We start from the raw sequence: 22336 nt of genomic DNA, 5'->3' as shown, positions 1-22336 counted from the left end.
GCGCCCACCGGCGCCCGTACAGGGCCTCCCCGCCCCGCGGAGGCCCCTCGACGCGGCCGGGCACCGGGAAACGAGGGGGAGACGGCGTGAATGAGGGACGCGCTGTCCTTCGGCGGACCCGATGCGGCCACAATGGGGGGATGAGCGACAGTCCAGCCCCCCTCGCTGATCCGCATCACGTCTTCGACCCCGTGGACGGAGTCCGCGATGTCGTGATCCTCGGATCCACCGGCTCGATCGGCACCCAGGCCATCGACCTCGTGCTGCGCAACCCCGACCGCTTCCGGGTCACCGCGCTGTCCGCCGCCGGAGGCAGGGTCGCCCTGCTCGCCGAGCAGGCCCACCGACTGCGGGTACGGACGGTCGCCGTCGCGCGCGAGGACGCCGTCCCGGCGCTCAGGGAGGCCCTCGCGGCCCACTACGCCCCCGGTGAGACCCTTCCCGACATCCTCGCCGGACCCGAGGCGGCCACACAGGTCGCCGCCTCCGACTGCCACACCGTCCTCAACGGCATCACCGGTTCCATCGGCCTCGCGCCCACCCTCGCCGCCCTGGAGGCGGGCCGCACCCTCGCGCTCGCCAACAAGGAGTCGCTCATCGTCGGCGGCCCGCTCGTCAAGGCGCTGGCCAAGCCGGGCCAGATCATCCCGGTCGACTCCGAGCACGCCGCCCTGTTCCAGGCGCTGGCCTCCGGTACCCGCGCGGACGTGCGCAAGCTCGTCGTGACCGCCTCCGGGGGTCCGTTCCGCGGCCGTACGAAGGCCGAGCTGGCGGACGTCGCACCGGCCGACGCGCTCGCGCACCCCACCTGGGCCATGGGCCCGGTCATCACGGTCAACTCCGCGACCCTGGTCAACAAGGGACTGGAAGTCATCGAGGCGCACCTCCTCTACGACATTCCCTTCGATCGGATTGAGGTGGTCGTGCACCCTCAGTCGTATGTCCACTCGATGGTGGAATTCACGGACGGCTCGACGATCGCCCAGGCGACGCCCCCCGACATGCGGGGGCCCATCGCCATCGGCATCGGCTGGCCCGAGCGCGTCCCCGACGCGGCTCCCGCGTTCGACTGGACGAAGGCGTCGAGCTGGGAGTTCTTCCCGCTCGACAACGACGCCTTCCCGGCCGTGGGGCTCGCCCGGCACGTGGGGCAGCTCGCGGGTACGGCCCCGGCGGTGTTCAATGCCGCCAACGAGGAGTGCGTGGACGCGTTCCTGAACGGCACACTGCCGTTCAACGGGATCATGGAGACCGTCACCCGGGTCGTCGAGGAACACGGCACACCGCGTACGGGAACTTCCCTGACCCTCGCGGACGTCCTCGAAGCGGAGACCTGGGCGCGCGCCCGGGCCCGTGAACTGACGGCACAGACGACAATCGCGGAGGCTCGTGCATGACGACCCTGATGATGATCCTCGGCATAGTCGTCTTCGTGCTCGGGCTGCTGATCTCGATCGCGTGGCACGAGCTGGGACATCTGTCGACGGCCAAGCTCTTCGGCATCCGGGTGCCGCAGTACATGGTCGGCTTCGGCCCGACCATCTGGTCGCGCAAGAAGGGTGACACCGAGTACGGCATCAAGGCCGTCCCGCTCGGCGGCTACATCCGCATGATCGGCATGTTCCCGCCCGGCCCGGACGGCCGGATCGAGGCGCGCTCGACCTCCCCCTTCCGGGGCATGATCGAGGACGCCCGGTCGGCGGCCTTCGAGGAACTGCAGCCCGGCGACGAGACCCGCCTCTTCTACACGCGCAAGCCGTGGAAGCGCGTGATCGTGATGTTCGCCGGTCCCTTCATGAACCTGATCCTGGCCGTCGCGATCTTCCTCGGCGTGATGATGACGTTCGGCGTCCAGACCCAGACCACCACGGTCGGCAAGGTGTCGGACTGCGTCATCCAGCAGAGCGAGAACCGTACGAAGTGCGCGAACAACGACGAGGCGGCGCCCGCCAAGGCCGCGGGCCTCAAGGGCGGCGACAAGATCGTCGCGTTCGACGGCAAGCCGGTCGGTGACTGGTCGGCGCTCCAGTCCGACATCCGGGCCAACCCCGGCAAGGACGTCATGATCACCGTCGAGCGCAAGGGGCAGCAGCTCGCCCTGAAGGCCCACCTGATCAAGAACCAGGTGAGCAAGACCGACGGCAACGGCGGCTATGTCGAGGGCAAGTACGTGTACGCCGGCTTCCTCGGCTTCACGCCCGCCTCCGGCATCGTCCAGCAGTCCCTCGGCGAGTCCGTGAACCGCATGGGCGACATGATGCAGAACGGCGTCGAGTCCCTGGTCTCGCTGCCCGGCAAGGTCCCCGACCTGTGGAACGCGGCCTTCGGCGACGGCCCGCGCAAGGCCGACTCCCCGATGGGCGTGGTCGGCGCGGCCCGCATCGGCGGCGACGTCTTCACCCTGGACATCCCCGCGTCGCAGCAGGTCGCGATGATGCTCCTGCTGGTCGCCGGCTTCAACCTCTCGCTGTTCCTGTTCAACATGCTCCCGCTGCTCCCGCTAGACGGCGGGCACATCGCGGGCGCACTGTGGGAGGCCCTGCGCCGCAACACGGCGAAGGTCCTCAAGCGACCCGACCCGGGCCCCTTCGACGTGGCGAAGCTGATGCCGGTGGCCTACGTGGTGGCCGGAATCTTCGTCTGCTTCACGCTTCTGGTCCTCGTGGCGGACGTGGTTAACCCGGTCAAAATCTCCTAGTAAGCCTGCGTTGGCGGCGGCCGGGCACCCTGGGTGTCCGGCCGCCTTCCATTGAGTGGGTTTAGGGGCGGGGGCGTGATGTGCTCGGTGGCGCGCCCGTACCGTAATCTCGAAGCCTGGAGCCCACGATTCCGGGACCTTGATCCACAACTTGGGGTTGCACAGCAGATGACTGCGATTTCTCTCGGCATGCCGTCCGTTCCGACCAAGCTGGCCGAGCGCCGGAAGACCCGGCAGATCCAGGTCGGAACCGTGGCCGTGGGCGGAGACGCACCCGTCTCGGTGCAGTCGATGACGACCACGCGTACGTCGGACGTCGGCGCCACGCTTCAGCAGATCGCCGAGCTGACCGCCTCCGGCTGTCAGATCGTGCGCGTCGCCTGTCCCACCCAGGACGACGCCGACGCGCTCGCCACGATCGCCAAGAAGTCCCAGATCCCGGTCATCGCGGACATCCACTTCCAGCCGAAGTACGTCTTCGCCGCGATCGACGCCGGCTGCGCGGCCGTCCGCGTCAACCCCGGCAACATCAAGCAGTTCGACGACCAGGTCAAGGAGATCGCGCGGGCCGCGAAGGACACCGGCACCCCGATCCGCATCGGCGTCAACGCGGGCTCGCTCGACAGGCGCCTGCTCCAGAAGTACGGCAAGGCCACGCCCGAGGCGCTGGTCGAGTCCGCGCTCTGGGAGGCCTCCCTCTTCGAGGAGCACGACTTCCGGGACATCAAGATCTCGGTCAAGCACAACGACCCGGTCGTCATGGTCAACGCCTACCGTCAGCTCTCCGCCGCCTGCGACTACCCGCTGCACCTCGGCGTGACCGAGGCCGGCCCCGCCTTCCAGGGCACCATCAAGTCGGCCGTCGCGTTCGGTGCCCTGCTCTCCGAGGGCATCGGTGACACCATCCGCGTCTCCCTGTCGGCCCCGCCGGTGGAGGAGGTCAAGGTCGGCCTGCAGATCCTGGAGTCGCTGAACCTCAAGCAGCGCGGCCTGGAGATCGTCTCCTGCCCGTCCTGCGGCCGCGCCCAGGTCGACGTCTACAAGCTGGCCGAGGAAGTCACCGCGGGCCTCACCGGCATGGAGGTCCCGCTGCGCGTCGCCGTCATGGGCTGTGTCGTGAACGGTCCGGGCGAGGCCCGCGAGGCCGACCTCGGCGTCGCCTCCGGCAACGGCAAGGGCCAGATCTTCGTCAAGGGCGAGGTCATCAAGACCGTCCCCGAGTCGAAGATCGTGGAGACCCTGATCGAGGAGGCGATGAAGCTCGCCGAGCAGATGGAGGCCGAGGGCATCGCCTCCGGCGAGCCGTCCGTATCCGTCGCCGGCTGACCTCCCCCCGGACTCCGCTCCCCACGCCCGCCCTTGGACGACCCCACCTTCACGGAGAACCCCGAAACAAGCCGAACCCCCGCCGAATCCCGGTCCGGCGGGGGTTCCCGGTGCCCCCGGGTCCGGCCGAGGTCTGCTCATCGGGCATCCCCTACGAGTACGACGACCAGGTCCCTGGCGAGCTCCGGTCCGGTCCTGACTCCCGGTCGATCGGGTCCGGCAGGCGTTCCCTGTGAACTCCCGACCGACCGGCCTGGACTCCCGGTGAACCGCGGACGGGCTGAGGTTCCTGGCGAACTCGGGTTCGGCCGACGCTTCCGGGGGCCAGGGCCGGGCTCGGTGACCCCGGGTCCGGCACCGGTTCCCGGGTGGATCCGGGCCGGGCGGGTTCCCCGCGCGGCTCGCACCGGGCCCATGCCCCCGAGAGCGCGGGGCCCGGGCGAGCGGCCCCCGCGTGTCGGGTGGCCGGTCCGCCCGGCACGGGCGCGCCTGCCCCGGCCGATCCGCCCGTGCAAGAGGGCGGGCGGGGCACAACCTCGCCAGGTACAGTGCGGAGATCAGCAGACCCCAGGGTGAGGCCTCCGTACGTGTTGACCCAGACCACCACCAGGGTCCTCGAACCGAGTGACCTGGACGCCGCGCTCGCCGTTCTCGGCCGCGAGCCGGTGGCGAACGCTTTCGTCGCCTCCCGTGTACAGGTCGCCGGGCTGGACCCATGGCGGCTCGGCGGCGAGATGTGGGGCTGGTACGAGGACGGCATGCTGCAGTCCCTCTGCTACGCGGGCGCCAACCTCGTCCCGATCTGCGCCACCCAGCGCGCGGTGCGCGGTTTCGCCGACCGGGCCCGCAGGGGCGGCCGCCGCTGCTCCTCGATCGTCGGGCCCGCCGGACCCACCGCCCAGCTGTGGCGGCTGCTCCAACCGAGCTGGGGACCCGCCCGCGAAGTCCGCGCCCACCAGCCGCTGATGGTGACCGACCGGCTGCCCGCCGCCATCGCCCCGGATCCGTTCGTCCGCCGCATCCGCAAGGACGAGATGGAGACGATCATGCCGGCCTGTGTCGCCATGTTCACCGAGGAGGTCGGCGTCTCGCCGATGGCCGGCGACGGCGGCCTGCTCTACCAGGCCCGGGTGGCCGAACTCGTCGGCTCCGGCCGGTCCTTCGCCCGCCTCGACCAGCACGGCAAGGTCGTCTTCAAGGCGGAGATCGGCGCCGCGACCGGCCAGGCCTGCCAGATCCAGGGCGTGTGGGTGGCCCCCGAGTACCGCGGCCAGGGAGTGGCGGCCCCGGGCATGGCGGCCGTGCTGCGCTACGCCCTCGCCGATGTCGCCCCGGTCGTCAGCCTCTACGTCAACGACTTCAACACCGCGGCGCGGGCGACGTACCGCCGTGTCGGGTTCCAGGAGGTCGGCGCGTTCATGAGCGTCCTGTTCTGACGCCTGGCGCGGGCCCACCGGGACCTCACATGTCCCACTGTTCGCCAGGTAGTCTCCCGGCATGCTGCGCTTCCCCGGTCAGGGCCCCCGCGACTCCCACGACGTGGTCATCGGCCCGCTGGATCTCACCGCGCGCGTCGACGAGGCGCTCGCCGTGCAGGCGCTGGCCTTCGGGCTCGGCGCCGACGAGATCGCCGTACGACGTCAGATCGTGCTGCGCCACCTCACCTACCCGGGAGCCCACGCGCTCGGCGCGACCACGCCCGACGGACGGCTCGTCGGCTTCGTCTACGGCATGCCCAACGACCGGGCGCACTGGTGGTCCACCGTCGTCGAACCGTATCTGCGCGGCCGGGGCCACGACGGCTGGCTCGACGACTCCTTCGTGATCACCGAACTGCACGTCCACCCCCGCTTCCAGAACCGGGGTGTGGGCCGTGCCCTGATCACCTCCATCACGGACACCGCGGCCGAACCCCGCTCGATCCTCTCCGCGATCGACTTCGACAGCCCGGCCCGCGGCCTGTACCGCTCGCTCGGCTACGAGGACCTCGCACGGCAGGTCCTGTTCCCCAGCGCACCCAAGCCGTACGCCGTGATGGGCGCCCCGCTTCCGCTGCGACACAGATAACGGATTTCCGGGGACGGCCGCTGCCCGGCTAACCTCCAGACATCACCCTCACGCAGCAGGAGTCGAGAATCATGGCCCAGGTCCAGCGCATGTCCCGTTTGATGGTCAAGACATTGCGTGACGACCCGGCGGACGCCGAGACGCTCAGCCACAAGCTGCTCGTCCGTGCCGGCTACGTACGGCGCAACGCCGCGGGCATCTGGACCTGGCTGCCGCTCGGCAAGAAGGTCCTCGACAACATCTCCCGGGTGGTCCGCGAGGAGATGGACGCGATCGGCGCGCAGGAGGTCCTCCTCCCGGCCCTGCTGCCCAAGGAGCCCTATGAGGCCTCGGCCCGCTGGGAGGAGTACGGCGACCTCCTCTTCCGCCTCAAGGACCGCAAGGGCGCCGAGTACCTGCTCGGCCCGACGCACGAGGAGATCTTCACGTTGATCGTGAAGGACCAGGTGGCCTCGTACAAGGACCTGCCGGTCATGCTCTACCAGATCCAGACGAAGTACCGCGACGAGGCCCGCCCGCGTTCCGGCGTGCTGCGCGGCCGCGAGTTCCAGATGAAGGACTCGTACTCCTTCGACATCACGGACGAGGGTCTCGCCGAGTCCTACGGGCTGCACCGCGAGGCCTACCAGAAGATCTTCGCTCGCATCGGTCTCGACTACCGCATCGTGTCCGCCGTCTCCGGCGCCATGGGCGGCTCGGCCTCCGAGGAGTTCCTCGCGCCCGCCGCCGCCGGTGAGGACACCTTCGTGGACTGCCCGGCCTGCGACTACGCCGCCAACACGGAGGCCGTGACCTTCACGCTCACGCCCGTCTCCGCGGAGCACGGCCCGGTCGAGGAGCTGGACACCCCCGACACCCCGACCATCGAGACGCTCGCCGAGCACCTGGGCGTGCCCGCCTCCGCGACCCTGAAGAACCTGCTGGTCAAGGTCGACGGCGAGATCGTGGCCGTGGGTGTCCCCGGCGACCGCGAGGTCGACCTCGGCAAGCTGGGCGAGCACCTCGCACCGGCCGTCGTCGAGCTCGTCACGGCCGAGGACTTCGAGGGCCGGGGCGATCTCGTACGCGGCTACGTGGGCCCGCAGGGTCTGGAGAAGGTCCGCTACATCGCCGACCCGCGCGTCGCGCCCGGCACGGCCTGGATCACCGGCGCCAACAAGATCAACACGCATGCGAAGAACGTCGTGGCCGGCCGTGACTTCGAGGTCGACGACTACCTCGACGTCGTCGTGGTGGAAGAGGGCGACCCCTGCCCGGCCTGCGGCACCGGCCTCAAGATGGACCGTGCCATCGAGATCGGTCACATCTTCCAGCTCGGCCGCAAGTACGCCGACACCTTCGGCCTCGATGTCCTGGGGCAGCAGGGCAAGCCGGTCCGCGTGACCATGGGCTCGTACGGCATCGGCGTCTCCCGCGCGGTCGCAGCGCTGGCCGAGCAGTCGGCGGACGGGCAGGGCCTGTGCTGGCCCAAGGAGGTCGCGCCCGCCGATGTGCACGTGGTCGCCGCCGGCAAGGCCCTCCAGACCGAGCTGGCGCTCGACGTGTCCGAGAAGCTCGGCGCCGCGGGTGTCCGCGTCCTGGTCGACGACCGTGCCGGCGTCTCCCCGGGCGTGAAGTTCACCGACGCCGAACTCATCGGCGTACCGACGATCCTGGTCGCCGGCCGCCGCTCGGCCGAGGGCGTCGTGGAGCTGAAGGACCGTCGTACCGGCGAGCGCGAGGAACTGACCGTCGAAGAGGCGATCGCCCGCCTGACGGCGTAGCAATTCACCCGGGGGCGCCCCCGACCTCCTCTTCGAGGGGCGGGGGCGCCGCCCCTCGAAGAGGAGGTCGGGGGCGCCGCCGGCCCATTTCTCCCCGACTGCTTCCCGTGCACACGGGACGTTGACGGGCCGTCATGCGCCATGTGCCGTGCGGCGTACGGGTCTTGTGCCGTGCGCACGTGTGAACTGGCGAAGCCGGACGGGGACCCGAGCGGGTGCCGACGGTGGTGCCGAGCGGGTGCCGACGGTGGTGCGCCGGGGATTCGAAACGGGCCCATCGCCGGACCGGCCCGCGACCCCGGCCGGGTCTCCGGTCGTCGTCCGACGGCCTCGAACTCGCCACAGTGGAGCGGGAGTCGGGACGGCCCTCAGAGCCAGCCCGCGAACTCCAGGAGGAGTTCGGCGTCGCGCAGGCGGCCGACCCGGCCCGCCCGGACGCCCGACTCGACGGCGCGGAACAGGGTCCAGCCGCGCAGCCGCTCCTGGTCCACGTCCAGGGACTCGGCGAGCCGCTTGACCCTGCGCCGGGTGTTCGACGGCCCCGAAGGCGACGCGATGAGGTCCTCGACCCGGTCACGGACGAGCCGGGCCAGGTCGAACGCGCACTCGCCGACCACCGGGTCCGGTCCCACGGCCAGCCAGGGCGCGCGCTCCCCGGCGAGCACCTTGCTCTGCCGGAAGGTGCCGTGCAGCAGCCGTGCCTCGGGCGGCCCGGCCAGCAACTCCTCGCGGGCCGCGAGCGCCGCGTCGACCAGGGCCCTCACCTCGGTACCCGCCCCGGCGGCGTCCTCGGCTGTCGCCGTGGCCCGCATGGCCTCGGCCTGACGCCCGGTGCGCTCCGCGACGGTCTCGAAGGCCTGGCCGGCAGGCGGCTCGACCCACAGCCGTCGCAGCGTCCCCGCCGCCTCCAGCAGGGCCTTCGCCTCGGGCAGCGACCGTACGGACAGGTCCGGGTGCAGCCGCTCCAGCAGCAGGACGCCGTGGGTGTCGTGGGCTTCGCGGGTGTCGTCCCGGTCGAGAAGCCGGACCGCGCCGCGTCCGTCCCAGTGGGCGAGCGCGGCCCGTTCGCTCTCCGGACGCGCCCGCCCGGGCGCCAGCTTCAGCACGGCGGGCGTGCCGTCGGCCTGCCGCACCAGGACGACGAGACTGCTGCGCCCACCCGGCGCCTGCACCCGCTCCACGGTCAACTCGCGTAGATCGGCGGCCTGTTGGGCCGTCCCGGGCAGCCGTTCCAGCCACACGTCGGCCTCGTCGGCCCCCTCCGGCCCGCTCCGGCGGGTCTCGCCGAGCGCCCGGAGGAGGCGCTGCGGCGGTTCGAAGGCCATGCGCGAGTCCATGCGCGAGAGGTTCCCTTCCAGGTCGCGTTACGTCGGTGAGGGCGCCGTGGCGGACGGGGCGCCCGCCCGCTCGGCGAGCCCAGGGAAGGCTACGCTCTCGCCGCTCCACCGCACCGCACGGACCGCGGCCTCCCGCAGCGCCCCGGCCGCCATGCGCCGCCGGTCGCCGGTGGCGGCGCGCACGAGGTCGGAGTACACGTCGGCCACCCGCTCCTCCAGTTCGGCCGCGAACCGTACGGCCGTGGCGGTGTCCGTCACCGGGAACGGCAGCATGTACGCGGCCGAGGCGGCGTCGGGTGTGCCGCCCATGTCCTTCACCGCTCGCGCCAGTTCGTCCCGGCGTGCCCGGTGGGCGTCGTACGCCGACCGGGCGTCCGCCTGCCGGGGGGCTCCGATCCGGCCGCCGACGACGCCGTAGCCGTAGACGGCCGCGTGTTCGGCGCCCAGCGCGGCCTGCAGGGCCTTGAGCTCGGCTTCCTCGGTCCTGTTCCGCTCGTTCCGCTTGCTCACTTCGCCGCCTTCGTCAGCAGAAACGCGTGGGCCGCACCGGCCGCCGCCACGGAGGCGAGCAGTCGGGCGAGCTCGCCGGGAACCTCCACCAGGGCCTGCGTCCGTTCGTCCGCGAGCGCCAGTTCGGCGGTGGCGAGGTCGGCGAGCGCGTCCTTGGGCCGGGCCGCCACACCGGGGGAGGCACTGGCCGAAGCCGAAGCCGAAGCCGAACTCGAAGCCGAACTCTGAGCCGGCGCGGACGCGGACGAGGGGGAGGGAGACGCCGACCCCGACGGGGACGCCGACGCCCCCGCGCTGCCGCCTCCGAACGCCGTCACATGGCGCACGACCTCCGCCCGCAGCGGGCCGAGCCGCTCCGCCAGGCCCGGATGGGCGGCGATCACCGCGGTGTACCGGTCGGAGAGCGTCAGGCTGTCGCGGGCCGCCCGCGCGCGGGCCCGGTCCGCGGCCGAGGGGCTGCCGCCCGTCGTGTCGCTGGACGGCTCGGGAGCGGAACAGCCCGCGAGCGCGAAGGCGCCCGCGGCGGCCGCGAGCAGGGTCCTTCGGCGCGGACCCGACGGGGTGCGCGACGGCAGGGGGAACGACACGGCAGACGTCCTCGGAGGGCTCGAACGAAAGTATGGGCGAGCTGCCCGCGATCACGGTACCCGCGCATCGGCCGATCACCGCCCAGCGGCTCTCTCCCATCTGTCTCCGGTCTGTCTCCGGCGCGATTTCGCGGATGCTCCTCGGGACCTGTCCGCGCGAGCACACGCGTCCCGGTGGACGGCAACACCCTCCGCGACCGGATACCCTTTGAGCTGACACGCGACCAACCCACAACAGCACACGCGGCCGAGGAGTCACCCGGATGAGCACGACCCAGAGCGAGAGGCTGCGAGAACTCCTGGATCCGCTCGTGAGCTTCCAGGGCCTCGATCTGGAAGAGATCGAAGTGGAGACCGTAGGCCGCAAGCGTGTTCTGCGCGTCGTCGTCGACTCGGACGAAGGTGCCGACCTGGACGCGATCGCCGATGTGAGCCGTGCGCTCTCGGCGAAGCTCGACGAGACGGACGCGATGGGCGCGGGGGAGTACACCCTCGAAGTCGGAACCCCCGGTGCCGAGCGCGAGCTCAAGGAGCACCGTCACTACGTACGTGCCACCGACCGCCTGGTGAAGTTCCAGCTTTCGGAGGACGAAGAACTGCTCGCCAGGATCCTGCGGGTCGAGGACGACGGTCTTGATGTCGAAGTGCCGGGCGTGAAGGGGCGCAAGCCCACCGCCAAGCGGCTCGCCTTCGCGGACATCGTCAAGGCCCGCGTCCAGGTCGAGTTCAGCCGCAAGGACAAGAAGGAAGAGGAGGCGTAGCCGTGGACATCGACATGAGTGCCCTGCGGGGTTTGGTGCGGGAGAAGGAGATCTCCTTCGACCTGCTGGTCGAGGCGATCGAGTCGGCCCTCCTCATCGCCTACCACCGCACCGAGGGAAGCCGTCGGCGCGCGCGCGTGAAACTCGACCGGGAGACCGGCCATGTGACCGTGTGGGCGAAGGAGGACCCGGAGGACCTGGAGGAGGGGCAGGAGGCGCGCGAGTTCGACGACACCCCGTCGGGGTTCGGCCGGATCGCCGCGACCACCGCCAAGCAGGTGATTCTTCAGCGCCTGCGGGACGCCCAGGACGACGCGACCCTCGGCGAGTACGCGGGCCGCGAGGGCGACATCGTCACCGGTGTGGTCCAGCAGGGCCGTGACCCGAAGAACGTGCTCGTCGACATCGGCAAGTTGGAGGCCATCCTGCCGGTGCAGGAGCAGGTCCCCGGCGAGAACTACGAGCACGGCCTGCGCCTGCGCTCGTACGTCGTACGGGTGGCCAAGGGAGTCCGCGGTCCGTCCGTGACCCTGTCCCGTACGCACCCCAACCTCGTGAAGAAGCTCTTCGCGCTGGAGGTGCCGGAGATCGCCGACGGTTCCGTCGAGATCGCGGCCATCGCCCGTGAGGCCGGCCACCGCACGAAGATCGCCGTCCGGTCCAACCGCAGCGGCCTGAACGCCAAGGGCGCCTGCATCGGCCCGATGGGCGGCCGGGTGCGCAACGTGATGGCCGAACTGAACGGCGAGAAGATCGACATCGTCGACTGGTCGGACGACCCGGCCGACATGGTGGCGAACGCGCTCTCCCCGGCCCGTGTCTCCAAGGTCGAGGTCGTCGACCTCGCGGCCCGCTCCGCGCGCGTGACGGTTCCCGACTACCAGCTGTCGCTGGCGATCGGCAAGGAGGGCCAGAACGCCCGCCTCGCCGCCCGTCTCACCGGCTGGCGGATCGACATCCGTCCGGACACCGAGCAGCCCGCCGAGCAGCGCGGGGAATAGACCGGGAATAGATCCGGCCCGCGGATCGCTTACATCACGACAACAACCGTTCGATTCTTGCCCCAAAGGGGTGAGGTCGGTACGGGGAGGTAGACTCAAGAGTGTCTGGCCGGACGCGAGCCCGCGCATGCCCTGAACGCACCTGTGTGGGGTGCCGGGAGCGAGCGGCCAAGAGAGACTTGCTGCGCATCGTGGCGGTCGAGGGCGAATGCGCCCCCGATCATCGCGGTACGCTGCCCGGCCGGGGTGCGTACGTGCATCCCGTTCCGGTCTGTCTCGATCTGGCGGTCCGCCGCCGGGCGATCCCACGGGCGCTGCGCGCCCCGGGACCGCTCGACACCGAGGCGCTGCGCCTCTACGTCGAGCAGGCAAACCCGTAAGAAAGCGTCGTGCGGAACCCCCGTGCGGCCCTGGTATTCCGCGAGTTGGAAGTAGGTCGAGATTGCGATGAGCACTCGATGAGCACGCGATGAGTACGCCCATGAAGTAGCGACGGTCCGGACGCAGACCCGGACCTAAAAGGAGCGAAGTGGCTAAGGTCCGGGTATACGAACTCGCCAAGGAGTTCGGCGTAGAGAGCAAGGTCGTCATGGCCAAGCTCCAAGAACTCGGTGAATTCGTCCGTTCGGCGTCCTCGACGATCGAGGCCCCCGTCGTACGCAAACTGACAGATGCCCTCCAGCAGGGCAACGGTGGCGGCAAGCCCGCCCCCCGCAAGGCTGCCCCGGCCAAGCCGGGCGCCCCCTCTCCGGCGCAGGCGGCCCGTCCGGCCGCCCCGCGCCCGCCGGCCCCGAAGCCGGCCGCGGCCGAGACGTCCGCGGCTGCTCCGGTCACCCCGGCAGCCCCGGGCCCGCGCCCGACTCCCGGTCCCAAGCCGGCCCCGAAGCCCGCTCCGGCGGCTCCGGCTCCGGTCGCGGCCGAGTTCACCGCGCCCCCGTCGGCTCCGGTCGCGCCGTCGACCCCCTCGGCGGCTCCCGCCGCCGGTGGTCCCCGTCCGGGCGCTCCGCGTCCCGCGGGCCAGGCCCCGCGTCCCGGTGCCCGTCCGGCCGGTGCCCCCGGCCAGGGTGGCCAGGGTCGTGGTGACCGTCCCGAGCGTCCCGAGCGCGGCGACCGTCAGGGAGGCGCTCCGCGTCCCGGCGGCCAGACCTCGCGTCCGGGTGCTCGTCCGGCCGGTCCCCGTCCGGGCAACAACCCGTTCACCTCTGGTGGTTCCACCGGTATGGCGCGCCCGCAGGCGCCCCGTCCCGGCGGTGCCCCGCGTCCCGGTGGCGCCGGCGCCCCCGGCGGCCCGCGCCCGCAGGGTGCCGGCGGCCAGGACCGTGCTCCCCGTCCCCAGGGCGGTCCCGGCGGCGCTCCGCGTCCGCAGGGCGGTCCGGGCGGTGCCCGTCCCACTCCGGGCGGCATGCCCCGTCCGCAGGCTCCGCGTCCCGGCGGCGGTCCGGGCGGTAACCGTCCGAACCCCGGCATGATGCCTCAGCGTCCGGCCGCGGGCTCCCCGCGTCCCGGCGGCGGCCCCGGTGGCCGTGGTCCGGGTGCCGGCGGCGGTCGTCCCGGTGGTCCCGGTGGCGGCGGCGGTCGTCCGGGTGGCGGCGGCTTCGCCGGCCGTCCGGCCGGTCCCGGTGGCGGTGGCGGCGGTTTCGCCGGCCGTCCGGGTGGTCCCGGTGGCGGTGGCGGCGGTTTCGCCGGCCGTCCGGGTGGTCCCGGTGGCGGTGGCGGCGGTCGTCCCGGCTTCGGCGGTCGTCCGGGTGGTCCCGGCGGCCGTGGTGGAACACAGGGTGCGTTCGGCCGTCCCGGCGGTCCGGCGCGTCGTGGTCGCAAGTCGAAGCGGCAGAGGCGCCAGGAGTACGAGGCCATGCAGGCCCCGTCGGTCGGCGGCGTGATGCTGCCTCGCGGCAACGGACAGTCCGTCCGCCTGTCGCGCGGTGCGTCCCTCACCGACTTCGCGGAGAAGATCGGCGCCAACCCGGCGTCGCTCGTCGGCGTGATGATGAACCTCGGCGAGATGGTCACTGCCACGCAGTCCGTCTCCGACGAGACGCTGAAGCTCCTCGCGGACGAGATGAACTTCGTCCTCGAGATCGTCAGCCCCGAGGAGGAGGACCGCGAGCTGCTCGAGTCCTTCGACATCGAGTTCGGCGAGGACGAGGGCGACGAGGACGACCTCGTGGTCCGTCCGCCGGTCGTGACCGTCATGGGTCACGTCGACCACGGTAAGACCCGCCTTCTCGACACCATCCGCAAGACGAACGTCGTCGCGGGCGAGGCCGGCGGTATCACGCAGCACATCGGTGCGTACCAGGTCGCGACCGAGGTCAACGGTGAAGAGCGCAAGATCACCTTCATCGACACCCCCGGTCACGAGGCGTTCACCGCCATGCGTGCCCGTGGTGCCAAGTCGACCGACATCGCGATCCTCGTGGTGGCGGCCAACGACGGCGTGATGCCCCAGACGATCGAGGCGCTGAACCACGCCAAGGCGGCCGACGTGCCGATCGTGGTCGCGGTCAACAAGATCGACGTCGAGGGTGCCGACCCGACCAAGGTGCGCGGTCAGCTCACCGAGTTCGGTCTGGTGGCCGAGGAGTACGGCGGCGACACGATGTTCGTCGACATCTCCGCCAAGCAGGGTCTGAACATCGACGCCCTGCTGGAGGCCGTGGTCCTGACCGCGGACGCCTCGCTCGACCTGCGGGCCAACCCGGAGCAGGACGCTCAGGGTATTGCGATCGAGTCCCACCTCGACCGTGGCCGCGGTGCCGTTTCGACGGTCCTGGTCCAGCGCGGCACGCTGCGCATCGGCGACACCATGGTGGTCGGCGACGCGTACGGCCGTGTCCGGGCGATGCTCGACGACAACGGCAACAACGTCGAGGAAGCGGGTCCGTCGACCCCCGTCCTGGTCCTGGGTCTCACCAACGTCCCGGGCGCCGGCGACAACTTCCTGGTCGTCGACGAGGACCGCACGGCGCGTCAGATCGCCGAGAAGCGGGCGGCGCGCGAGCGCAACGCCAACTTCGCCCGCCGCGGTGTCCGGTTCTCCCTGGAGAACCTGGACGAGGCCCTCAAGGCCGGTCTGGTGCAGGAGCTCAACCTCATCATCAAGGGCGACGCGTCCGGTTCGGTGGAGGCTCTCGAGTCCTCGCTGCTCCAGCTCGACGTCGGCGACGAGGTCGACATCCGTGTCCTGCACCGCGGTGTGGGTGCGGTCACCGAGTCCGACATCAACCTGGCGACCGGCTCCGACGCCATCGTCATCGGCTTCAACGTCCGCGCTGCGGGCCGCGCGGCGCAGATGGCGGAGCGCGAGGGCGTCGACGTCCGGTACTACTCGGTGATCTACCAGGCCATCGAGGAGATCGAAGCGGCCCTCAAGGGCATGCTCAAGCCGGAGTACGAGGAGGTCGAGCTCGGCACGGCGGAGATCCGCGAGGTCTTCAAGTCGTCCAAGCTCGGCAACATCGCCGGTGTCCTGGTCCGCTCGGGCGAGGTCAAGCGCAACACCAAGGCGCGACTCGTCCGCGACGGCAAGGTCATCGCGGAGAGCCTCAACATCTCCGGGCTGCGTCGCTTCAAGGACGACGTCACCGAGATCCGCGAAGGGTTCGAGGGCGGTATCAACCTCGGCAACTTCAACGACATCAAGGTCGACGACGTCATCGCGACGTACGAGATGCGCGAGAAGCCGCGCTCGTAAAGCGGTTCCCAGGCTGGCCGGCGGTGAGCAGTCACCGCCGGCCAGCCTGGCTTTTGCCAGATCACGCAATTCCCCGCGTCCCTCTTCGGGGCGCGGGGAACTGTGTGACCGGCCCCGGTCGGTCACACGGCCGGTCTATCCGGCCGGCGAACGGCCCGGGGGCCCGGAAACCCCGTCGAGCGAGCCGACGGTTCGTTGTACGGTTCTGATGTCCCTGCCAAGTGCATTGGCAGGCCATCTATCCCGTACCGGCGGGACATCCGGTTACACATGTATGTGGGGACGCTGTCCTTCGACCTGCTCCTCGGCGACGTCCACTCGCTCAAGGAGAAACGCTCTCTCGTCCGGCCGATCGTCGCCGAACTCCAGCGGAAGTACGCGGTGAGTGCCGCCGAGACGGGCAACCAGGACCTTCACCGCAGGGCAGAGATCGGCCTGGCGGTGGTCTCCGGGGACACCATGCACCTGACCGACGTACTGGACCGGTGCGAACGGCTGGTCGCGGCGCGACCGGAGGTGGAACTGCTGTCGGTACGGCGCAGAGTCCACACAGACGAAGACTGACGAAACAAGCAAGGCGAAGAAGGAGACGGACCAGTGGCCGACAACGCGCGGGCGAAGAGGCTGGCGGACCTCATCCGAGAGGTGGTGGCCAAGAAGCTGCAGCGCGGGATCAAGGACCCGCGGCTCGGCACTCACGTCACCATCACGGACACCCGGGTCACCGGGGACCTCCGGGAGGCCACCGTCTTCTACACGGTGTACGGGGACGACGAGCAGCGTGCCGAGGCGGCCGCGGGCCTGGAGAGCGCCAAGGGCGTGCTCCGCTCGGCCGTCGGCGCGGCGGCGGGCGTGAAGTTCACGCCGACGCTGACGTTCGTCGCGGACGCCCTGCCGGACACCGCCAAGACCATCGAGGACCTGCTCGACAAGGCGCGGGCCTCGGACGAGAAGGTGCGCGAGGTCTCGGCCGGCGCGTCCTTCGCGGGTGACGCGGACCCGTACAAGAAGCCGGGCGAGGACGACGAGGACGACGCGGCGGAATGACGCAGAAGCCCAACACGCCCGACGGGCTTGTCATTGTCGACAAGCCGTCGGGCTTCACCTCGCACGACGTGGTCGCCAAGATGCGCGGGATCGCCCGGACACGCCGGGTCGGCCACGCGGGCACCCTCGACCCCATGGCGACGGGTGTACTCGTCCTCGGCGTCGAGAAGGCCACCAAGCTCCTCGGGCACCTCGCGCTCACCGAGAAGGAGTACCTCGGCACGATCCGGCTCGGCCAGAACACGCTGACCGACGACGCCGAGGGCGACATCACCTCCTCGACGGATGCCTCCGGTGTGGAACGCGACGCGATCGACGCCGGGGTCGCCAAGCTGACCGGCGCCATCATGCAGGTGCCGTCCAAGGTCAGCGCCATCAAGATCAACGGAGTGCGCTCGTACAAGAGGGCGCGCGAGGGCGAGGAATTCGAGATCCCGGCCCGCCCGGTGACCATCTCGTCGTTCGCGGTGTACGACATCCGTGACGCGGTCGCCGAGGACGGCACCCCGGTGCTCGACCTCGTCGTCTCCGTCGTCTGCTCCTCAGGGACGTACATCCGGGCGATCGCCCGCGACCTCGGCGCGGACCTCGGCGTCGGCGGTCACCTCACCGCCCTGCGCCGCACCCGCGTCGGCCCCTACAAGCTGGACTCCGCGCGCACCCTCGACCAGCTCCAGGAGGAGCTGACGGTGATGCCGATCGCGGAGGCGGCCGCGGCCGCCTTCCCACGCTGGGACGTCGACACCAAGCGGGCCCGGCTGCTGCTGAACGGTGTCCGCCTGGAGATGCCCGACGAGTACACGGGCAGGGGCACCGTCGCGGTCTTCGACGCCGAAGGGCAGTTCCTCGCGCTGGTGGAGGAACAGAAGGGCAAGGCGAAGTCGCTGGCCGTCTTCGGCTGAGGGCTCCCTCCGGCCGGTGCCCCGCGCGCACGCCAGGCGCGATGCCCGCGTGGACGATCCGTCCACGCGGCCTCCAGGCGGACGATCCCTCCACGGGCGGCCGGGTCGACAATCCGCCCGTGGAGCGGCGATCACGGGGTCTCGTGCCCGCCGCTCCACGGTCCCCCCTCGGCTCCCCCACCCATGGGTGTATATCCATCCACTCCCGCGTATTCACCCCATCGGGCAGGCGCTCGGAGTGAACCGAGGGAGTAGAAGGGGGCGCGTTCGCCTCACGATCTGTCCCGCTGATCACCTCGCCCCTACCGTCGGAGCAGGAGCGCGGCGGGGGAGGTCGGAGTATGGCGGGGCGAGGCCCGCGGACCGGGAACGAAGAGGCGGCGGACGACGCCGGACAGGCGCGGGACGACGTCCTCGTACGCGTCTGCGACCTGGCGGGTCGGCCACGCGGCACGGGATTCGCGGCCGACCACCACGGCACCGTGATCACCGGCCACGAGGCCGTCGACGGCCTGGACCGACTCGTCCTGCGAGCCCCCGGCGGCCGCACCTGCCTGGTGACCGCCGACGCCGTCACGCCGCTGCCCGGCATCGGTCTGGCTCTCGTACGCACCGAAGGTCTCGGCCTCGGCCCGCTCCCCGTCACCGTGCGGGACCGCGTCGCGACCGGTACGTACGTCCGGATCGCGGCGGGCGGCTGGCGCGAGGCGCGGGTGCTGGGCGCCTCCGCCGCGATGTACCCGGCCGCCGGTCGCGTCCATCTCCTGCGTGACGTACTGGAGTTGGCGATCGGCACGGCGGGCGCGGACGCGCTCCGGCCGGGCGGCGGAGCGGCCGGGGGACCGGTCCTCGACGCCTCGACCGGCGCCGTGGTGGCGGTCGTCGGCACCGCACTGTCTCCCCGGAACCCGGACGGCAGCGGGCCGGGGGAGACCCCGGCCGGCCATCGCCCGCCCGGCTTCGCCGTCCCCCTGCGGGACGCACCGGGGCCGCTCGCCGACCTGCTGGCCCGCAACGCGGCGACCGTGCCCGCGTACGGCGCCGATCTGAATCTCGCGGGCGCACTCGAACTCACCACGACCTCGGTGGGCTCGGACGGACCCCGTCCACCGGTCCCGTCCGGGGCCGTGGGCACGGACCCCGGCATCGTCGAACGGGCCGACGTCATCAGGGAGTTCGCGGCCTTCGAGAGGGGCCCAGCCCTCGTCCTCGGACTGGTCGGACCGCCCGGCAGCGGTCGTACGACGGAACTGGCCGCCCTCGCCGCCCGCCGCCTGCGGGGCCCCGAACCGGCGCCCACGCTCTGGCTGCGCGGCGCCGACCTCCGCGCCGACGACACCTCGGTGGCGGACGCGGCGACGCGCGCCCTGGAGCGCGCCGGGCGGATCGTGGCCACGTCCCGGCGGAGCCCCGGGGTGCCCCGGACAACGGTCGCCCGGCGATCCGCGGCCGACGCGAGTGCGCTGCCTCCCGAGGGATACGGCGGCGAACTCGGCGACATCGGGCCGGACCGGCTCGCCCAACTGGCCCACGGCGCCGGCCGGCCGCTGCTGCTCCTGCTCGACGGCCCCGAGGAGATGCCACCCGAACTCGCCCACCGGCTCCCCGCCTGGACCGGGGAAACAGCCGCCTGGCTGACGGAGACCGGCACACGGCTGGTGGTCGGCTGCCGGGCGGAGTACTGGGAACGCGCGGGGTCGGAATTCCCGGCGGAACTGCTGCACCGAGCGTCCACCCACCCACCGGCCCACCCGCCCGGACACCCACCGGCCCGTCCTGGCGACCGTCCACCGACGTACCCGGGGCACCGGTCGGCGCCGTACCCGGACGGCGGCTTGCCGCGGCACCTGGGCGGCGGTCGACCGGTGTTCGCGGGTGACCAACCGTCGGCGTGCACGGGTGACCAACCGTCGGCGTCCCCGGGCGGGCAGCCGTCGGCGATCGTCGAGGGGCAGCCGTTGCCTGCCCCGGGCGCCCGATCGGCGGTGCACTCGGGCGAGCAGTCGTTGGCGGAGGTCGGCGGGCGGGTCGCGGCGGGTGCGGGCGGGCAGGTGCCGACGGGTGCGGGTGGGCAGGTGGCGGTGGGCGTCGGTGGGGCCCTGCCCGCTTGTGTGCCGCTCGGTGATCTGACCGAGGAGGAGGCTCTGCGGGCCCGGTCGCGTGCCGGGATTCCCGAGGGCACCCTCGTGCCGGCCGACGCCCGCCATCCGCTGGTGCTCAGGCTGCTCTTCGGGGTGCGGGCCGCGCCGGTGGACCTGCCGGCCCGACCGCTCGACCGCGACGACGTGTTCGCCGCCCACCTCGACCTGATGTGCCTGCGCGTCGCGGTCCGGCTCGCCGTGGCGAACGGGCTGCACGGCACCGCCGTGCGCCGGCTCGCCGCCCGGGTCTCCGGGCAGGCGCACGAGGCCGCCCGACGCTGTCTGGGCCCCGGGCAGGGCCAACTGGACCGGGCTTCCTTCGAAGCCGTCTTTCCCTGGGGGTCCGCCCCGGGACGCCTCGCGGGCATCACAGGCTGGGCGTCCGCGGTACTCACCGAGGGGCTCCTCGTCCCCGCCGGCGACGGCTACCGCTTCGCCCACGAGGAGCTCGCCGACTGGATCCAGGGCACCCACCTCGACCTGGACGCGGCGCTGGACAGCCTCGTCCACCGCGGGCGCGCCGCACCGGACACCCGCTCCGGGCGTACGGGGAGCACGGAGCCCGGCCGCCGGCACACTCGCCGCGCCCGGTCCGCCACGCCTGACTCCGGTGTTCCTGACTGCGCCAAGCCCGACCCCGGGGCGGACACCCCGCCCGTCCCCCGACACAGGATCGGCCCCGTCGTCGAGACCCTGCTCCTGCTGGCCCGTCAACAGGGCACCGCCGAACTGGCGCTCCGTCTGGAGGACCTGGTCCACGCGGTCGACGATCTGCTGCCCGAGGCGCCGGACCGCCTCGACGATCCGGCGGGCGCACCGCAGAGCGCACCGCACGGCGCTCCGCAGGACAGATCGCGGCGCGCACCGCGGAGTGACCCCCTCTGGTGGGCCACCCGCCTCTGCGCCACGGTTCTGCTCCGGGTGCCCGACGCGACCCCGTACACCGGTGTACTGCGACCGCTCACCGCGCGGATCGTGGCGTGGCGGAAGGAGGGCAGGACCGTGCCGGAGGAGTTCGGCCCGGCCTTCTGGGCGGCGCTGCCCGTACCGGACGCGGAACGCTTCGATCTGCTCAGGCGTCTGGTGGCCGCAGACCCCCGCCGGCCTCCGGCACCCGAGCCCCCGCATCCCGGCGAGGCCTCTGCCACCCCGCGCTACCTCGACACCGTCTCCCGTCTCCTCGCCGCCGACCCCACCGCCGTACACCGCCACCTCACCCGCTGGTTCGACGACGAGCGGCCCCTGCCCGCGACCCCCGACGCGACCGTGGCGACGGCCGCGCAGGCGCTGCTGTACGCCCACCGGCGGCGGGCCCCGGACGATCTGGCCGAGGCCCTGGTGACCCGCGCCCACCCGCGCGGCGACGAACTGCTGGCCGTGCTGGCCGAGGAGGAACCCTCGGCCGTCTGCCGGGCGGTGCACCGGTGGGCGCACGACGAACAGCCGGCGCGCCGGGTGGCCGCGGTCGCGTACGGGCTGCGGGCGGCGCCGTTCGCGGGGACCGCCGCCGACCGCGAGCTCCTGCGTCACGCCGCCCTCGCCCTGCTCGCCCGTCCCGCCGACCGCGCGCTGCACGGCGGGGCGTTCGGCATCCTCGTACGGGATCCGCTCACGTGTGCCCAGTTCCTGCCGCAGGCACTGGAACGCTTCGCGGCCGGCGACGCGCGGCTGCCCCCGAGCACCTTGGCCACCGCGCTCACCACTCACCCGGAGCCTGTGCTCGCCGCTTTCCGCGACCGGCTGCGACGCCTCGGCCCCGACACGGCCGAGCTGCTGAGCTGCCTGGCCGACGTCACCACAGCGCCCCTGGCCCGCCGAGTCGCCGCGCTGGTCCGGGAGATCGTGGAGCTGTGCCCCGGAGCCGCTGCGTACCTGGCGGCCCACGTGGACCGGCGCCTCGACCACGCAAGCGCCGCCCAGACCGTGTTGTTCCCCCTGGTCAGCGGCCTGCTGGAGGGGTGCGATGCGCAGGTCCGGACGGCGCTCGCCCAGGTCCTCGCGGCGCCCGGGGACCCGGCGTCCGCCCCGCTGCGGCGCGAGCTGCTCGATCTGCTGCTGGCGCACGAGCGGGATCCGGCCGTGCTCGACGCCGTCCTGCGGGCCGCCGCCGATGGCCTCCATCGGCGGGGTGAGGAGCCCACCCGTGAACTGGTGCACCGCGTCGGCCTCCTCCTCGTCCGGACACCGGCCGGGGCCACCGGCTTCGACCGCGCACTCGTCGACCTGGCCCGGTGCGTCCCGGGCTTCGCCGTCCCGGTCGCCCGCTGGCTGAGCGGCACCCCCGAGGAGTGGTCCGGCATGGTCGGCCCGAGCACCCGACGCATGATCGAGAACCTGGCCGGCGCGAGGGTCCCCGCCTGAACCACGCCCACGCACCGAACTCCGCACAGCGGACGGCACCGTCGCCCCATCGCGCACCGCACACCCCACCGCACCGAGTCGGCGGGGCTGAGCAATCGGTCACAGCCCGATGCCGATGCAAGCCGGGAGCACACGGCATGG

General features: G+C 72.1%; 17 protein-coding genes. 14 read left to right on the top strand and 3 right to left on the bottom strand.

The features are described 5' to 3' along the window. Positions 1 to 140: 140 nt before the first annotated feature. From dxr to ACIQRL_RS29065, 6 genes are all read left to right on the top strand, one after another. Entirely contained in the window at positions 141 to 1397 is a 1257-nt protein-coding gene (gene dxr, locus ACIQRL_RS29090) for a 1-deoxy-D-xylulose-5-phosphate reductoisomerase (protein WP_401337103.1), read from the top strand. Continuing rightward, positions 1394 to 2698 carry a M50 family metallopeptidase gene (locus ACIQRL_RS29085; protein ID WP_401337102.1) on the top strand — a complete coding sequence of 435 codons (1305 nt, stop codon included), beginning with the start codon at positions 1394 to 1396 and terminating at the stop codon, positions 2696 to 2698. The genes dxr and ACIQRL_RS29085 overlap by 4 nt, the downstream gene beginning before the upstream one ends. 168 nt (positions 2699 to 2866) lie before the next feature. Continuing rightward, positions 2867 to 4024, top strand: coding sequence for a flavodoxin-dependent (E)-4-hydroxy-3-methylbut-2-enyl-diphosphate synthase (gene ispG, locus ACIQRL_RS29080; RefSeq protein ID WP_401337100.1), 1158 nt, complete (start codon positions 2867 to 2869; stop codon positions 4022 to 4024). Between the two features lie 587 nt (positions 4025 to 4611). Next, positions 4612 to 5460 (top strand): GNAT family N-acetyltransferase, encoded by an 849-nt coding sequence (locus tag ACIQRL_RS29075; protein WP_401337098.1) that lies wholly within the window; start codon positions 4612 to 4614, stop codon positions 5458 to 5460. 61 nt (positions 5461 to 5521) lie between these two features. Next, the gene (locus ACIQRL_RS29070; RefSeq protein ID WP_401337096.1) at positions 5522 to 6091 is read left to right on the top strand and encodes a GNAT family N-acetyltransferase; all 570 of its coding nucleotides are present in this window, start codon (positions 5522 to 5524) and stop codon (positions 6089 to 6091) included. A gap of 71 nt (positions 6092 to 6162) precedes the next feature. Beyond that, complete coding sequence (locus ACIQRL_RS29065) at positions 6163 to 7854, top strand: proline--tRNA ligase (RefSeq protein ID WP_401337095.1); 1692 nt, start codon at positions 6163 to 6165, stop codon at positions 7852 to 7854. A gap of 368 nt (positions 7855 to 8222) precedes the next feature. Here ACIQRL_RS29065 and ACIQRL_RS29060 read toward each other — a convergent pair whose 3' ends face one another. From ACIQRL_RS29060 to ACIQRL_RS29050, 3 genes are read right to left on the bottom strand one after another with little or no spacing between them, the layout of a single operon-like run. Then, positions 8223 to 9179 carry an aminoglycoside phosphotransferase family protein gene (locus ACIQRL_RS29060; RefSeq protein WP_401337502.1) on the bottom strand — a complete coding sequence of 319 codons (957 nt, stop codon included), beginning with the start codon at positions 9177 to 9179 and terminating at the stop codon, positions 8223 to 8225. Positions 9180 to 9218: 39 nt separating this feature from the next. Beyond that, the gene (locus ACIQRL_RS29055; RefSeq protein ID WP_401337093.1) at positions 9219 to 9701 is read right to left on the bottom strand and encodes a ferritin-like domain-containing protein; all 483 of its coding nucleotides are present in this window, start codon (positions 9699 to 9701) and stop codon (positions 9219 to 9221) included. Then, on the bottom strand, positions 9698 to 10288 hold the full coding sequence (locus ACIQRL_RS29050) for a hypothetical protein (protein ID WP_401337091.1): 591 nt from the start codon (positions 10286 to 10288) through the stop codon (positions 9698 to 9700). Before ACIQRL_RS29050 ends, ACIQRL_RS29055 begins: the two co-directional genes overlap by 4 nt. A gap of 263 nt (positions 10289 to 10551) precedes the next feature. On the opposite strand from ACIQRL_RS29050, the gene rimP reads away from it, so the two are divergent. The 8 genes from rimP (at position 10552) to ACIQRL_RS29010 (ending at position 22195) form a co-directional block, all read left to right on the top strand. Next, positions 10552 to 11049: a ribosome maturation factor RimP gene (rimP, locus tag ACIQRL_RS29045; RefSeq protein ID WP_401337089.1), complete on the top strand. Its 498-nt coding sequence runs from the start codon at positions 10552 to 10554 to the stop codon at positions 11047 to 11049. 2 nt (positions 11050 to 11051) lie between these two features. Continuing rightward, positions 11052 to 12050, top strand: coding sequence for a transcription termination factor NusA (gene nusA / locus ACIQRL_RS29040; RefSeq protein ID WP_365873415.1), 999 nt, complete (start codon positions 11052 to 11054; stop codon positions 12048 to 12050). A 101-nt stretch (positions 12051 to 12151) separates the two neighbouring features. Then, a complete protein-coding gene (locus ACIQRL_RS29035) occupies positions 12152 to 12430 on the top strand; it encodes a YlxR family protein (RefSeq protein ID WP_401337087.1) in 279 nt (92 codons plus the stop codon). 149 nt (positions 12431 to 12579) lie between these two features. Then, positions 12580 to 15744 carry a translation initiation factor IF-2 gene (infB, locus tag ACIQRL_RS29030; protein WP_401337085.1) on the top strand — a complete coding sequence of 1055 codons (3165 nt, stop codon included), beginning with the start codon at positions 12580 to 12582 and terminating at the stop codon, positions 15742 to 15744. A gap of 270 nt (positions 15745 to 16014) precedes the next feature. Further along, complete coding sequence (locus ACIQRL_RS29025) at positions 16015 to 16308, top strand: DUF503 domain-containing protein (RefSeq protein ID WP_328553090.1); 294 nt, start codon at positions 16015 to 16017, stop codon at positions 16306 to 16308. 33 nt (positions 16309 to 16341) lie between these two features. Beyond that, positions 16342 to 16791, top strand: a complete 450-nt coding sequence (gene rbfA, locus ACIQRL_RS29020) for a 30S ribosome-binding factor RbfA (protein ID WP_261709639.1) — start codon at positions 16342 to 16344, stop codon at positions 16789 to 16791. Further along, the gene (gene truB, locus ACIQRL_RS29015) at positions 16788 to 17693 is read left to right on the top strand and encodes a tRNA pseudouridine(55) synthase TruB (RefSeq protein WP_401337083.1); all 906 of its coding nucleotides are present in this window, start codon (positions 16788 to 16790) and stop codon (positions 17691 to 17693) included. The genes rbfA and truB overlap by 4 nt, the downstream gene beginning before the upstream one ends. Before the next feature lie 341 nt (positions 17694 to 18034). Continuing rightward, on the top strand, positions 18035 to 22195 hold the full coding sequence (locus ACIQRL_RS29010) for a serine protease (protein ID WP_401337081.1): 4161 nt from the start codon (positions 18035 to 18037) through the stop codon (positions 22193 to 22195). The last annotated feature ends 141 nt before the right edge of the window (positions 22196 to 22336 follow it).

Source organism: Streptomyces sp. NPDC091209, from assembly GCF_044757755.1.
In the GTDB taxonomy this organism is placed as follows: domain Bacteria; phylum Actinomycetota; class Actinomycetes; order Streptomycetales; family Streptomycetaceae; genus Streptomyces.
This window is presented reverse-complemented; position numbering and strand designations above follow the sequence as displayed.